General features: G+C 62.9%; 10 protein-coding genes and 1 pseudogene. 3 read left to right on the plus strand and 8 right to left on the minus strand.

The window, feature by feature from the left end; translation table 11 throughout:
- Positions 1-25: 25 nt before the first annotated feature.
- Genes ACFULT_RS07740 through ACFULT_RS07750 form a run of 3 tightly spaced genes read right to left on the minus strand, consistent with a single transcriptional unit; the run spans position 26 to position 3,602 of the window.
- Entirely contained in the window at positions 26-877 is an 852-nt protein-coding gene (locus tag ACFULT_RS07740) for a PaaX family transcriptional regulator C-terminal domain-containing protein (protein WP_378481091.1), read from the minus strand.
- Between the two features lie 38 nt (positions 878-915).
- The gene (locus tag ACFULT_RS07745) at positions 916-1,977 is read right to left on the minus strand and encodes an NAD(P)H-dependent flavin oxidoreductase (RefSeq protein WP_378481092.1); all 1,062 of its coding nucleotides are present in this window, start codon (positions 1,975-1,977) and stop codon (positions 916-918) included.
- Positions 1,974-3,602: an AMP-binding protein gene (locus tag ACFULT_RS07750; protein ID WP_378481352.1), complete on the minus strand. Its 1,629-nt coding sequence runs from the start codon at positions 3,600-3,602 to the stop codon at positions 1,974-1,976. Before ACFULT_RS07750 ends, ACFULT_RS07745 begins: the two co-directional genes overlap by 4 nt.
- Positions 3,603-3,818: 216 nt before the next feature.
- On the opposite strand from ACFULT_RS07750, the gene ACFULT_RS07755 reads away from it, so the two are divergent.
- Together ACFULT_RS07755 and ACFULT_RS07760 are read left to right on the plus strand one after the other, a co-directional pair.
- Complete coding sequence (locus ACFULT_RS07755; RefSeq protein WP_378481093.1) at positions 3,819-4,610, plus strand: SDR family NAD(P)-dependent oxidoreductase; 792 nt, start codon at positions 3,819-3,821, stop codon at positions 4,608-4,610.
- Positions 4,611-4,692: 82 nt separating this feature from the next.
- Positions 4,693-5,523, plus strand: coding sequence for a tyrosine-protein phosphatase (locus ACFULT_RS07760; protein ID WP_378481094.1), 831 nt, complete (start codon positions 4,693-4,695; stop codon positions 5,521-5,523).
- 47 nt (positions 5,524-5,570) lie between these two features.
- Here the strand turns inward: ACFULT_RS07760 and ACFULT_RS07765 are convergent, their stop codons facing one another.
- On the minus strand, positions 5,571-7,490 hold the full coding sequence (locus tag ACFULT_RS07765) for an acetoacetate--CoA ligase (protein ID WP_378481353.1): 1,920 nt from the start codon (positions 7,488-7,490) through the stop codon (positions 5,571-5,573).
- Between the two features lie 376 nt (positions 7,491-7,866).
- Here ACFULT_RS07765 and ACFULT_RS07770 point away from each other — a divergent pair.
- Positions 7,867-8,203: pseudogene (locus ACFULT_RS07770) on the plus strand (long-chain fatty acid--CoA ligase); the annotation flags it as partial.
- Positions 8,204-8,507: 304 nt separating this feature from the next.
- On the opposite strand, the gene ACFULT_RS07775 reads toward ACFULT_RS07770, so the two are convergent.
- The 4 genes from ACFULT_RS07775 to ACFULT_RS07790 are packed head-to-tail and all read right to left on the minus strand — an operon-like array spanning position 8,508 to position 13,700.
- Positions 8,508-9,953, minus strand: coding sequence for an aldehyde dehydrogenase (locus tag ACFULT_RS07775; RefSeq protein WP_378481095.1), 1,446 nt, complete (start codon positions 9,951-9,953; stop codon positions 8,508-8,510).
- 35 nt (positions 9,954-9,988) lie between these two features.
- A complete protein-coding gene (locus ACFULT_RS07780) occupies positions 9,989-11,095 on the minus strand; it encodes an NAD(P)-dependent alcohol dehydrogenase (protein ID WP_378481354.1) in 1,107 nt (368 codons plus the stop codon).
- Between the two features lie 50 nt (positions 11,096-11,145).
- Positions 11,146-12,375, minus strand: coding sequence for an NAD(P)/FAD-dependent oxidoreductase (locus ACFULT_RS07785; RefSeq protein ID WP_378481355.1), 1,230 nt, complete (start codon positions 12,373-12,375; stop codon positions 11,146-11,148).
- 2 nt (positions 12,376-12,377) lie between these two features.
- A complete protein-coding gene (locus ACFULT_RS07790; protein WP_378481096.1) occupies positions 12,378-13,700 on the minus strand; it encodes a cytochrome P450 in 1,323 nt (440 codons plus the stop codon).
- Positions 13,701-13,833 lie beyond the last annotated feature (133 nt).

Below are 13,833 nucleotides of genomic sequence, written 5' to 3' on the forward strand. Positions count from 1 at the left end.
ACGTCTATCGGATCGGCCGGCGGCGTCAGTCCAACCGAGCGACGGACAGCCAGTGCGCGTGCGCAGCCGGTGTCCATTCGGTACGCAGGTCCTGCAGCTTTCGGACGACTTCGAGGCCTGACCAGTCCGGTAACAACGCCTCGGGAAGGTGTGGATCCATGTAGGGCGTTTGCCGGAGCGACTCGACCAGATCGAGGTGCGTGCAGAACGCGTCCTCACCGGACAGGCCACGTTTGTCGGCGAACTTGATCAACAGATGGTCGTAGGCGTCGGCGATCTTGCCGAGATCCCATGACCGCTGCACTATTTCGTCCTCAGTGATGCCGATGTCCGCGGGAGATCCGATGAAGGACAACGTATTTGAGGTCAAGCCGAGTGAGTCCACCATATCGGTAGCTTCCGTCAGGCGATCGACGTGGGGGGTGATCCAGACGCCCGGGCTCGGGTTTCCGAAACCGGCCCACCGCAACCCGGCGTACAGCTTCTTTCGCACGGTTCGATGTGATTCCGGCACCGGTGCGATCACGATCAGCCACCTGCCGTCCCACGGTCGTGTTCGACTCGAATCGGGGAAGACCCGAGTGGCGCCATCGGTAAAAATGCGATGCCCGCGGTCGGTGACCGTCCACTTCGTTTCCCGCCCGTCGCGCTGCGCCGTGATCAGTTCCGATGCGCCCGCTCGCGCGATGGCCTGCCGGCTCGCGGGCTCTGCGTAACCCATTCTGGTCAGCGCATACAGCAGTGCCGCGGTTCGAACCGGCCGCCCGTACGGGTCGACGAATTCTCCGAGGATGGAAATGAGAGCCGAGCGCGCACTGCCACCGGCACTCGGTCTCGTTGCGGCGGACGCGGCAGTCATGTCTGTCACCTGCGACATGCTATCCGCGATCCTGCGCCGTGAAGTGCTCGGACCGGTCAGGCTCGGGCGGGCGTCGTGGCAGGAAACGACGCGGCGAGTCGGCGAAGAATGTCGGCAGCGCCGGCTGCCATGCGGGGAACGAATTCGGCGATGTCGATGATGTCGTGGATCGCCGAGGCGACCTGTCCGGTGAGGACCAGACCGCCGACGATGTCGCCGTCGGTCTGCGCACGTTGCATGGACTCGATCTTCCACCGCGTCAGCTCGACGGCGTCGCGAATTTCACCGCCCTCGTCCTGATGGTTCGTCAACATCAGCGAGGCTGCGTTTCGGAGACCTCGGCAGGGGCCGTAGACGCCGTCGAACGCAACATCGTCGCCCTCGGTGGCATCGAGAATCGCCTTTACGTAGGCGGGGTGCCAATCCGAATTGGACGTGCTTGCGATGAATCTGGTTCCCATGGCGACGCCATCGGCACCCATCGACAAGGCGGAGGCGAGGCCCCGAGCGTCACGGGCGCCGCCGGTGAGCAGGACAGGGATGTCGACGGCCTCGGTGACGCTGGGGAGAAGTACATAGGAATGCACGGCCTTGCTGGGTGCGTGACCGCCCATCTCGAAGCCTGCAGCAATCACCACGTCGACGCCCGCGTCGGCGGCTTTCACGGCCTGATGGGTGGATCCGACTTTGTGCTGATGCACCATCCCGGCATTTTTGATCATCGAAATGTAATCGCCGGGGAACCCAGCAGACGTGGTCATGACGGTGAGTTGCTTCGCCAGCGTCGAGTCTGCTCGCCGAGCAGACAGAACGGTCCGGATATAGACATCGGTGAACGGAAGAACGACACCGTTACCGTCGACACCGACCGGGATGTTGACGGCGAACGGCTTGTCCGTCAGGGACGCGCACTCGTCGATGTGTTCGCGGAACGTGCGAGCCCCCGCATCGAGGTCCGCGGGCATGCCGGGCATCGACACCGTCCCGAGGCCGCCCGCACTCGACACCGCGGCCGCGAGTTTCGAGGTACGAAAGGGACCGAGGCCCTCTTGCACGATGGGGTGAACTATGCCGACCAGGTCGGTATAGCGGTTGGACAGAGGGCCCGTGAACGTCATTTCACGCTCGCTTCCGGAGCGACCGCTGCCAGTTCACCGGCCATGATCTGATCCCGCAGGCGAAACTTCTGTATCTTGCCGCTCGGAGTCATGGGAAATTGCTGTGTGAAGAACCACTGTGACGGCACCTTGTGAGCCGAAATGCGTTCTCCACACCACGCCTTCAGCTCATCCGTGTCCAGCTCACCGTGACCGTCGTGGGTGCGGATGACGGCTCCGACCTGTTCACCCCACTTCTCGTCGGGGACGCCGACCACGACGACATCGGCAATCGAGGGGTGTTGGAAGAGCATCTCCTCTATCTCGCGCGGATACAGATTGGACCCACCTCGAATGATGACGTCCTTGAGTCTGCCGGTTACCTTGATGAATCCGCGAGAATCCATGGTTCCGAGATCGCCCATGTGCAACCAGCCGTCTGCATCGATCGTGTCCTTCGTGGCATCCGGCATGTTGTAGTAGCCCAACATGTTTTGGTAACCGCGACAACAGATCTCGCCCTGTTCGCCGATGGTCATGATGCGGCCGTCGAGCGGATCGGCGATTTTGACTTCGAGCTCGGGAACCGGTTGACCCACGGTTGTGGCCTGGTCCACCGGGTCGTCCGACACACGGGTCTGGCTGATCACGCCGTGCATCTCTGTCTGACCGAACAGTATGGTGAACTGACAGCCCAGAGTGTCGATCACCTTGTTTATGAGGCTCTCCGGAACTGTTGCGGCGCCTGACATCACCGTGCGCAGTGACGACAGGTTCCGCGTCGCCAGATCCGGGTGCTCCAGGAGAGCGATGAGCATGGTCGGGACCATGAGCGAATGAGTACCACCATAGGTCTCGATCATCTCAAGCGTCTGTCCGGCGTCGAACGCGGGGAGCACGACGTACGTTCCCTTTTTCGCGAACGTCCCCAGTTCGGTGACAGCTCCGCCGCCGATGTGATACATCGGCATGGCGTTGATGCACACACCGCCGTCTTCCATATCTGCGCGCTCGAAAACCAGATTGGCCTCGTTGACGATGCCTTTGTGGTGCAGCAGGGCGCCCTTGGGGAACCCCGTGGTTCCGGAAGTGTACTGGATCTGCACGGGATCCGTCGCCGCCACCGGGGGCAAGGGGTGCGACATATCCGCTCCCGCAACGAATTCACGCCATCCCGCGGTACTGATGACGGTACGAAGCGCAGGCAGATTGGGTCTAATTTCGTCGATGATCGGACGAAGATCAGTCCCGCGATAGGAGTCACGATAGAACAGCGCGACCGCGCCGGATTGCTTCAGTACGTACTCGAGTTCGTGTGCGCGATACGCCGGGTTGGCGGCCACCACGATCATTCCCGCCATTGCGACCGCTTGCTGCAGGATGACCCACTCGGCGCTGTTCGGCGCCCAGATACCGATGCGGTCGCCCGGCCTGCATTCCGTGAGCAGCGCCTTTGCGACAGACTCGACCTCGGTAAGCATTTCGCTGTAAGTCCAGGACTTCCGCTCGGTGGGATCTGGAACCCCGTCCACCAGAGCGATCCGATCCGGGACGGTGTCCGCGGCTTCACGGAGAAGGTCGCCGAGCGTGATGTCGCGAACTCCGGAGCTCGGAGTCGACTCCCAAAGGGACAAGTGAGCGTGCATGTTGTTGATCCTGTCGTCGTCGCCTACGAGGTGACCGATGCTCGTCGTGACCGGGTGTTGCGTGGGCCACACAGTTTGAATGCTACACATTTCGCAACATGATGTCTACAAATGTCACACTAAACGAGAGCGACGCATGCTCGCGCGGCATAATGAACTACATCTACGAAGCTGATAGCGCCAAATTCGTAACATGACGACACTCAGGAGACTCCATTGACACCATCGCCGCTCGTCCGTAATTACACCGAATCCGGTGTGCTGATCGCTGGGGGAACTTCTGGTGTCGGTCTGGCGACCGCGTGCCGGTTTGCGGACGCCGGGGTGTCCAGAATCGCAATCCTGGGACGCAACGAAGAACGCGGAAAAGCTGCTGAAAGCGCTGTGCGGGAGAAATTTTCAGGAGTAGAGGTGACGTTCATAGCGGCCGACGCGGCCGACGTGGATCAGGTGGAGTCCGCTGTCGCAACGGCGCACAGCGCTCTCGGTTCGATCGACGTACTGGTCAATTCGACCACCACTGCTTACAAGCCAGAGTTGCTGCATCGCACGCCCACTGCGGACATCGCCGGCATCCTTATGGGTCAGGCGCTGCCGCCGATGCTGACCACTCGAGCGGTTTTGCCGCTGATGCAGGCGCAGGGTGGCGGCAGCATCATCAACATCGCGTCGGATGCGGCAAAGGTTCCGACGCCCGGCGAAAGCGCACTCGGCGCGGCGATGGCAGCCATCGTCATGTTCACCCGCGTCACCGCCGTCGAGGCCAAACGCAACGGTGTGCGTGTCAATGCCGTGACGCCCTCGCTGATTGCCGGAACCGCCACAGCGGACAACGTTCTCTCGAGCGGGTTCAGCAAGTCGCTTTTCGAAAAGGCCTCTGCGCTCGCTCATCTCGGAGTTGCCGAGCCCGACGATCTCGCATCACTCATCGTGTTCCTCGGCGGCCCCGCTTCCTCGCGCTTGACCGGGCAGACTATCAGCGTCAACGGCGGCATCTCCGCGTTCTGATCGTCCGGGATATTCGCGGTGCGTCTCCTCGCCGGTCGACCGGCGTTCTGCAACAACACGCAGGGTTTGTACAGTGCAATACATGACGGAGAACGACACAGTCGACGACGACACGGTCGAGGAATTCACGCCCGGTGTGGGTGGGCAGTATCGACTCGCGGACGCGTGGAACTTCCGTGACGTCGGGGGAGCACGAACGTCGGATGGCGGCCGAATTGGATCGGGCGTTTTGATGCGGTCGTCGGAACTAAGTCGTTTGAGCGACGACGGTCGTACCGAATTGCAGCGACTGGGCATACGAATCGTGTTCGATCTGCGCTCTCCGTCGGAGGCGAAGCGCAGCGGTGCGGATCTGGTTCCCGACGGTGTCCAGGTCCAGGCCGTGCCGTTCGGAAAGATCAACGGCGACAGAGCGCCTCACGAGATGGGCATCGAATCCACCGACGACACGCAGCGGCAATACATGCTCAACGCTTACGCGTCGTTTCCCGTCCTCGACGGCGCGAAGACGGCCATCGCGGGCGTGATTACAGCTGTAGGGCGTGGTGAGGGCCCGGTGCTGGTGCACTGTGCTGCAGGCAAGGATCGTGCCGGGTGGACCGTGGCGACCGTACTTCGCGTGGCAGGTGTCGTATACGAGGACATCGTGGCGGACTTCATGGCCTCGAATGCGGCCGTCGAACCTCTACGCGCACATATGCACGAAGTGTGGCGTCCCGCTTCGGGGCAAAGTCGCATCAACTTTTCCGACGCCCTGCTGGGTGTTGACGAGGATTATTACGTGCACGGCCTGAGAACGGTCGACGAGAAGTACGGGTCCTTCGACAACTATTTGGATGCCATGGGTATCGACGCCGACGACGTGGTGCGTCTCCGGCGTGAATTGTCTTCGACGAACTCCACCACCAACTAGTACGCGCGGCGCGGTTACCGCACGTACTACGGTCGAGTTTCCGTGTGCTAGTTCGCGGACGCTCGAAAAGTGTTGGCGTAGTCGACGTACCACTGCAGGACATCGGTGTCGGCTACTGTCCCGCGGTTGATGGCGACGGATTCGTCGATGCCCTGGATGAGTTTCTTGATAGGCACTTCGAGGCGTTTTCCGGTGCGGGTCATGGGGACTGCGGGTGCCGTGAGGATGACGTCGGGGACGTGGCGTGGGGAGACCTCGGTGCGGATGACTTTCTTGATCTTGTCGATCAGGGTCTCGTCGAGCTCGACTCCGGGGTTGGTGACGACGAACAGCGGCATGTGGTACTCACCGCCGGGTAGTTCGGCGCCGATGACCAGGCTGGTAGCCACTTCGGGGAGCGCTTCGACCGCGTCGTAGATGTCGGCGGATCCCATGCGTACGCCGCCGCGGTTGATGGTGGAGTCCGAACGCCCGTGGATCTGGCAGGCCCCGTTCTCGGAGATGGTGATCCAGTCCCCGTGGCGCCACACGCCGGGGAATGTGTCGAAGTACGAGTCGTGGTAGCGCTGTCCGTCGATGTCGTTCCAGAACTTCACCGGCATCGACGGCATGGGTGCGGTGATGACCATTTCTCCCACGTCGCCGACGACGGGGGTACCGTCCTCGGACCAGGCTTCGACCTTGCAGCCGAGGCATGCTCCCATGAGCTCGCCCGTGCGGACGGGCTCGAGGGGGTTGGCGCCGACGAATGCGGTGGCCACGTCAGTTCCGCCACTGTCGGATCCGAGCAACACGTCGCTGCTGACCTGGTCGTACACCCAGCGCCACGTCGAGTCGGGCAGGGGTGAGCCGGTGGTCATGATCGATCGCAGGCTCGACAGGTCGTAGTTCTTCGCAGGCTCGGCGCCTGCCTTTTCGCACAGGGTGAGGTAGGCAGCTCCGGTGCCGAAACGGGTGACGCCGAAGTCGCTGCACAGCTTCAGTACTGTGTCGGGGCCCTTCGCTGCCGGGTTGCCGTCGTAAGTGACTATCGAACATCCGGTGAACATGGTGTCCACCAACATGTTCCACACCACCCATGCGGTGCTTGCGGCGATCAGCGCCCGGTCGGTGGGGCCGAGGTCGTACGCCAGCGCGTTGGCCTTGAGCGCCTCGAGCACGATGCCACCGTGTGAATGGACGATGCCCTTGGGGAGACCGGTGGTGCCGGAGCTGTAGAGGATCCACAGCGGGTGCTCGAACGGCACTTGCTCGTAGTGCGGTGTCGCGGTGCCGCGGACGAGGTCGGCGAAGTCGAGCTCACCGTCGCCGACGGGAGCTTTCGTGTCGAGGTGGCGAACGGTGACAACGTGTTTCACGGTGGGTAGGGAGTTGCGGACTTCGGCCATGGTGTCTCGTCGGTCGACGGGCTTTCCGTTCCATACGTAGCCGTCGACCCCGATAAAGACCGTCGGCTCGATCTGGGCGAAGCGGTCGACGAGGCCTTTGACGCCGAAGTCGGGGGAACAGCATGACCAGATGGCACCGACGGTCGCGGTGGCGAGCAGTGCCACGACGGCTTCGGCTATGTTGGGTAGCACCGCGGCGACGCGATCGCCGGTACCGATGCCCATCTCGCGTAAGCGGGCCGCGAGGTTGGCGCTTTGCTGCTCGAGCTCGGCCCACGTCGTCCGGGCGGGTTCACCGGATTCGGAGACCGCGGTGATCGCGGTCTCGTCGGGTGCGATGCTTGCGTGGCGCAGCAGGTTCTCGGCCCAGTTGAGCCGGGCACCCGGGAACCATACCGAGCCCGGCATCCGGCTGTCGGCGAGAGCGGATTCGGGCTCGGTCGAGTGCACGACGTCGAAGTACTGCCAGATCGACATCCAGAACGCGTCGGGGTCTGTTATCGACCACGTCCACAACTGTTGATAGGTGGTGGTGTTGACGTTTCGGTTGTCGCGAACCCACCGCTGAAAATCGGCCATACGTGATGCGGCGATGCGTTCCGGCGAGGGAGACCACAGCGTCTCGGTGGCCGAGCTGTCGTTCACGGTGGTGCCTCTCGAGTCGGGGATGTCGGGTGTGCCTAGCAATGCAAATGGTACGACCATATGCGTGGGTCAGGCAACAGTGCTGTGAAACGGCGCCCGGCCGAGCCAGAGCGGGCTCAAATTGAGCCGCTTTCGTGCAGTCGTTCCGTCATCGTGTGCAGGTTCGCTGCACCACACCTCAACGCCCTGTAGGCGATGTCACCCGCAGCGCGACGCATGGTGTCGGTGCTCGTTAACATCACACGCTCGTGGTGGCGGTGGGCTGCCTCCGTGTAAAAGTCGTGGCTTGCCAGAAGCCGCGACCGCGTCGGTCGACCGGATTCAGGACGTGATCGTTTGTTCGGGGTTCAAGGTGTGGCCACGTGAGGTCGAAGACGCTTTGTACGAACACCCTGCAGTCCGCGAGGCCGCGGTGGTCGGCTTACCAGATGCCTACCGCGGAGCCGGTCAAGGCATTCGTGTCCCTGGAAGCTGACGCGTCCGTTACGCCGGACTCGTTGCGCGAGTTCCTCGTCAAGCGGCGCGCTGCCTACAAGCGACCGTCGGAAGTCGAGGTGCTCATTGCCTTGACGAAGACGGCGAGCGGCAAGATCATGCGTCGGTCGCTCCGGAGGACTGACTATCGCCGAGATGGCGCCGAGCGCTAGAGTCGGACGGCTAGCGGCGACGAACTCACCGCGCCCGTGCGGCGATGGCGGTGCCCAGTTTAGATCGACATAGCTCCGCGAGCCGACTACGGACGGCGGGGTGCACGTCTGCATGGTCGAGAGTGTGTCCGAGGCGACGGAAGTATTCGGCGGGGGGATGCCGAACTGGGGGAGTATGAATTCGTCTCCGTCGCCGAACGGTGCCCACTTGATGGCGAAATTCACGAGGGCGGTGTCGTCGTTGTTCATCGAAAGTCCTTTCCGCCGGGGGTGAGGGGGCGGTGATGCGCCCCCTCACCGTTGTTCAGCGGACGTCGAGGTAGATGCTCTTGAGCTGTTGGTAGCTCGCGAGGCCCTCCGGGCCGAGTTCGCGGCCGATGCCGCTGTTCTTGATGCCACCGAACGGCGCGGTGGGGTCGTTCACGTAGCCGTTGATGCCGACCGTTCCGCTGGCGATACGGCGGGCGAATTGCGCTCCGCGATCGGGGTCCGCGGTCCAGATGGAGCCGCCGAGACCGTAATCGGAGTGATTGGCGATCTTCACCGCTTCGGCTTCGTCGTCGTAGGGAATCACGGCCAGAACGGGTCCGAAGATCTCTTCCTGAGCGATTGTGTGTCCTGTTTGTACGTCGGCGAACACGGTGGGTTCGACGAACCAACCCGTGTCCATGCTGCCGGGACGTGCACCGCCGGTGGTGATCCGGCCACCGTCGCCCTTGCCCTTCTCGATGTAACCCTCGACGCGGTCGCGCTGACGAGACGAGACGAGCGGACCAATCTGCGTGTCGTCGGACAGCGGATCGCCGATTTTGAGGCCCTTTGCGAGGTCGGTGATGGTGTCGACGGTCTCGGCATAGCGTGAGCGGGGAGCGAGCACGCGTGTGCCGAGCCAGCAGATCTGTCCGTTGTTGAGAAGCGTTGCTGCGAAGAATGATTCGATGTTCGCTGCCAGATCGGCGTCGTCGAGCACCACAGCGGCGGACTTGCCGCCGAGTTCGAGGGTGACCGGACGCAGCATCTCACCGCACGTGCGAGCGATGGACTTGCCGGCAGCTGTCGAACCGGTGAACGAGACCTTGTCGATGCCCGGGTGCGAGACGAGGTAGGCGCCCAGTTCACGGCCGCCGGGCACGATGTTGAGGACGCCGGCGGGCATGCCGGCGGCGATTGCGGCTTCGGCCATCAAGAACGCGTCGAGCACTGTTTCCGGCGACGGCTTGAGCACGACGGTGCACCCTGCGGCCAGCGCCGGCGCCAGCTTCAGGAAGGTGATCGCCTGCGGCACGTTCCACGGGGTGATGGCGCCGACGACGCCGATGGGGGAACGGGTTACCAACGTGGATCCGCCCAGCATCCCCGGTCGGATCTCGTCCTCTTGCTTCGCGGCCATATCGCCGAAGTAGCGCAGCAGTACCGGTGGGAATCCGCCCTCGAACTGCCGAGCCAGCTGAATCGGCATGCCGTTCTGACTGCTGACGCGAGACGAGGTTTCTTCGGCTCGCGACTCGAGTTCGTCCGCGAATCGGCCGAGCACTTCGGCACGCCGCGACGGTGCCCAACTGCCCCATCCATCGGGTCCGTCGAAGGCCGCGCGGGCGGCCTCGACGGCGTCGTCGACATCGGACTGGGTTGCTTCGGGAACGGAACCGATCTGTTGCTCGGTGGTGGGGGAGATGACGTCGATGACGTTGCTGCCGGACGAGGGCGTCCAGTCACCGTTGATGTACAGGCCGGTGTAATCGATGGTCATGGTGTCGATCCTTCTACGGGAGGGGGTGGGCGAGTTCAGTTCTGCAAAAGCACCGGCTTGAGAACCTCACCCCGGTGTTGAGCGTCGACGGCATCGTTGATCTTGTCGAACGGGAAGGTGGTCACCAGCTTGTCCACCGGAAACTTTCCAGCCTTGTACAGCTCGACCAATTCCGGGATGAACTCGTCCGGAACGCTGTCGCCCTCGATGATTCCGGTGATGGTCACACCCATCGCGAGTGTGTTGATGATGGTGAGCGGTACGGATGCTTCGGGGTTCGCGGGGACGCCGATGAGGCCCACCTTTCCGTGAAAGGTCATGGACGCCAACAGAGATTCGACGACGGCCGGGACGCCCGAGGTGTCGATGGCATAATCGACGCCCGCCGGCGCGATCGCACGAACCTGGTCGGCGACCGGTCCGGCCGCCGGGTCGATCACGTGAGTGGCGCCGAGTTCGAGAGCGAGTTCGCGGCGCGATGCGTGCGGCTCGATCGCGATGATGGTGGCCAACTCGCGCACGACGCCGCCCATGACGGCGGCCAAGCCCACCGAACCCGCGCCGGCAACGAGCAGCGACGATCCGGGTCGGCAGTCCAGAGACTTGAGTACGGCTCCTGCACCGGTCTGCAGTCCGCATCCGAGGGGCGCGAGGATCTCGGCCGGGACGTCGGTCGGAACCTTGACGACATTGCGTTCGAAGGCCAAAGCGTAGGTGGCGAACGAGGATTGACCGAAGAACATACCGGTGAGCTTTTCGCCCTCGGTCGTGGTGATCGGGCCCGAACCGTCGTCACGAGCGCCGTCGTAGGCCAGGTGCATGAACTGGTGGCAGTACGACGGTGCACCGGCGTTACACGACGGGCACTGCCCACAACTGTTGAACGTGATGCCGACTCGATCTCCGGGCGCAACCTTGGTCACGCCGGCACCCACCTCGCGAACGACGCCGCAACCCTCGTGGCCGAGGACGGCAGGCAGTGCGGTGGGAAGTGCTCCGTCTCGCGCCGCGAGGTCGGTATGGCAGATACCGACGGCTTCGATTTCGACGATGACCTCGCCGGCTCTGGGATTTTCGATGACGATCGGTTCGAGCGTGAACGCCGAATGAGGTTCTCTCGCGACTGCAGCGGTTGCTTCCATGACGGTGTACTCCAAGTGTGAAAGTGGGGCCAAGAATGGTGATGGTATTGCTAGAGGGTGACTTCTCGTAGGGAAATCGAGGTGTCCGCGAGCGCGACAGGATCAATTTTGGTGTGATTACCGATGTATTTTTTCCCGGCCATGAATTCTGCTGCTGCATTGACTGTTTCGACGGCCACGGGTATCCCGGACCCGTCGAGATGGAATACCGCGAACGACGAGTCGGCCGGGTTTCCGCGCACCACCGCGGTGGCGTCCGGGGACACCATGCCCGCCATCTTCATCTTCAGGTCGAACTGATCCGACCAGAACCACGGCACCTCGTGCTGAGGAACGGATGCCCCGACGATGACCGCCGCGGCGTGTTTGGCCTGCTCGACCGCACTCGGGATGCTTTCGAGGCGCACCATCTTCCCGAGGGTGTCGTGCATGCGGTAGGTCACGTCGCCGATGGCGAGGATGTTCGGGTCGTCGGTGCGCGCGGTGCTGTCGACCACAATGCCTGCCTCGCAAATGATTCCGGCGGCACGGGCCAGATCGTCGTTCGGCACGGCGCCGACACCCACCAGTGCGAGCGCGCAGGGGACGACGGTTCCGTCGGACAATTCGACACCATTCACTTTCCCGTCCGTGCCGATGAAGCCCGCGACGTGCGCGCCGGTCAGAATGCGTGTGCCACGGTCGCGGTGGAATGTGGTGAGTGCCTTCGCGAGGTCAGGGCCGGCGACCCGAGAAAGCACCCGGTCCTCGCGTTCGATGATCGTGACGTTGCACCCGTGCGCACGGGCGGACGCTGCCACTTCGAGGCCGACGTATCCACCGCCGACGATGGCGATTTCGGCGTTGGAATGGACGGCGTCGCGGAGCATCTCGGTGTCCCCGAGAGTGCGTAACGTCGCGACGCCGTTCAGGTCGCTCCCCAGAACTGTGAGTTTGCGTGGTGCGGCACCCGTGGCGAGTACGAGCGTCGAGTACGTCGTCGTTACGCCCGCCGCGGTGGTGACGGTGCGATCGGCGCGGTCGATGCGCACCACCGGATCGCCGAGGCGAACGTCGATATCATTGTCTGCGTAAAACGATTGGGGCCGCAGCCACTGCACGTACTCGCTACCGGTATACTTTTTCGACAGCGGTGGGCGGTGATACGGCGGATGCTCCTCGTCCCCGAAGAGAACGACGTGGCCTTCGTACTCGTGCTGCCGGAGCAGGCCGGCGAGAGTCCCGCCGGCGTGCCCGGCACCGACGATTGCCACGGTGGGTGTCGGGTCGGAGGACAGCATCATTACCTCGTGAACTGGATCTGGACAGGCATGTTCTTGAGCCCACCGACGAAGTTGGTCTGAATCATCTTCGTGTCGTCCACCAGCTCGATGGACTCGATGTGGGGGAGAAGCTCTTCGATCATGATGCGGAGTTCGAGCTTGGCCAGGTGCTGGCCGATGCACATGTGCGGTCCGTAACCGAACGCGATGTGCTTGTTGGGGCGTCGCGTGATGTCGAAGGTGTCGGGATCGGGGATGACGTCGGCGTCGCGGTTGCCCGACTGGTACAGCAGCATGAACCGGTCGCCCTTCTTGATGTCGCGGCCGCGCAGCGTGTAGTCCTGAGTTGCCTGACGCATGAAGTGCTTGACCGGGGACGCCCATCGAAGCGATTCGTTGACGATGTGGGGCGCAAGCGCCAAGTCGGCCTTGGCTTTCGCGAGCAATTCGGGATGGCGCCCGAGCTCGAGCATGCCGCCGGCGAGCGTGCTCGACGTGGTGTCGTGGCCGGCGGTGGCAATTGCGATGAAGTATCCGTATGCCACTTCGTTCGGGTAGTACTCACCGTCTTCTTTGCGAGCCACGGAGATGATTGTCGCGAGGTCGTCGCGTGGGTTGGCGCGACGGTCTTCCAGGAGCTTTTCGAAGTAGGCATAAAAATCCTGAATCGTCGCGACCCATTGTTGCGCAGCCGCATCCGGCGTCAACGGTACGACGTCCTCCCGCGCGGCGTCGGGGTCAGCGGTCCCGAAGAACTCCTGCGTCAGGGTCATCATCCTGGGCTCGTCGGACTCGGGAACTCCGAACAGACTCATGATCACGTGCAGGGGGTAGTGCAGGGCGAAGTCCTTGACGAAGTCGACGCGTCCGTCCGTTTCGAGCAGACGTGCGACAGCATTTTTCGCCAGCTCGCGAATCACGTTCTCCCACTTGGCCAGATTGGCCGGTCGAAACCAATCGGACGCAATGTCCCTGACCGCAGTATGCTCCGGCGGATCGAGATAGGTCAGCGTCTCGAGGATGCGCAGGCTGCCGTTGTTGATGCTCTTGGTGAATTGGTCGCCAGCTTGATTGGCGAGGATTGGATTGACCGAGCCCTTGTCGTCGCCGCCCGCGCTGGTGAAGATGTCGGGCTGACGCTCGATCTCCATGATGTCGGCGTGCTTGCTGACCAACCATATGGGGTCGTACCCCTCGACCTCGGCGATACCGAGGGGGTTGTTCTCGCGCAGCCAGCGGTATGCATCGAACAGGGCGTCGTTGTCCCGATGTCCCTCCGGAAGGACGATCTGCCGGGCAATGGTCTCTGGAACGAGTTCTGCGCGTTGCTCTGTCGTGGTCATCGAGATCCCTTCGAGTATTGCTCTACGTGTCGGGCCGGGGCTGCCGGCTCCGAACAAAGTCGAATCGAACTTCCACGAGCCTGTCACCGCGGTGAGTGAGGGGCATCACACCAATGAGCGAAAGTTGTCCGCC

The organism is Rhodococcus sp. NPDC057297 (genome assembly GCF_042667435.1).
Classification (GTDB): Bacteria; Actinomycetota; Actinomycetes; order Mycobacteriales; family Mycobacteriaceae; genus Rhodococcoides.

What these genes read in the sequence shown, in the direction of transcription:
- ACFULT_RS07775 (WP_378481095.1), bottom strand. Translation starts at nt 9,953, where the DNA reads ATGACCATCGATTACACCGGCCTGTACATCAACGGTGACTGGACGCCC.
- ACFULT_RS07745 (WP_378481092.1), bottom strand. Translation starts at nt 1,977, where the DNA reads ATGACGTTCACGGGCCCTCTGTCCAACCGCTATACCGACCTGGTCGGC.
- ACFULT_RS07790 (WP_378481096.1), bottom strand. Translation starts at nt 13,700, where the DNA reads ATGACCACGACAGAGCAACGCGCAGAACTCGTTCCAGAGACCATTGCC.
- ACFULT_RS07760 (WP_378481094.1), top strand. Translation starts at nt 4,693, where the DNA reads ATGACGGAGAACGACACAGTCGACGACGACACGGTCGAGGAATTCACG.
- ACFULT_RS07780 (WP_378481354.1), bottom strand. Translation starts at nt 11,095, where the DNA reads ATGGAAGCAACCGCTGCAGTCGCGAGAGAACCTCATTCGGCGTTCACG.
- ACFULT_RS07750 (WP_378481352.1), bottom strand. Translation starts at nt 3,602, where the DNA reads ATGCACGCTCACTTGTCCCTTTGGGAGTCGACTCCGAGCTCCGGAGTT.
- ACFULT_RS07740 (WP_378481091.1), bottom strand. Translation starts at nt 877, where the DNA reads ATGTCGCAGGTGACAGACATGACTGCCGCGTCCGCCGCAACGAGACCG.
- ACFULT_RS07765 (WP_378481353.1), bottom strand. Translation starts at nt 7,490, where the DNA reads ATGGCCGATTTTCAGCGGTGGGTTCGCGACAACCGAAACGTCAACACC.
- ACFULT_RS07785 (WP_378481355.1), bottom strand. Translation starts at nt 12,375, where the DNA reads ATGCTGTCCTCCGACCCGACACCCACCGTGGCAATCGTCGGTGCCGGG.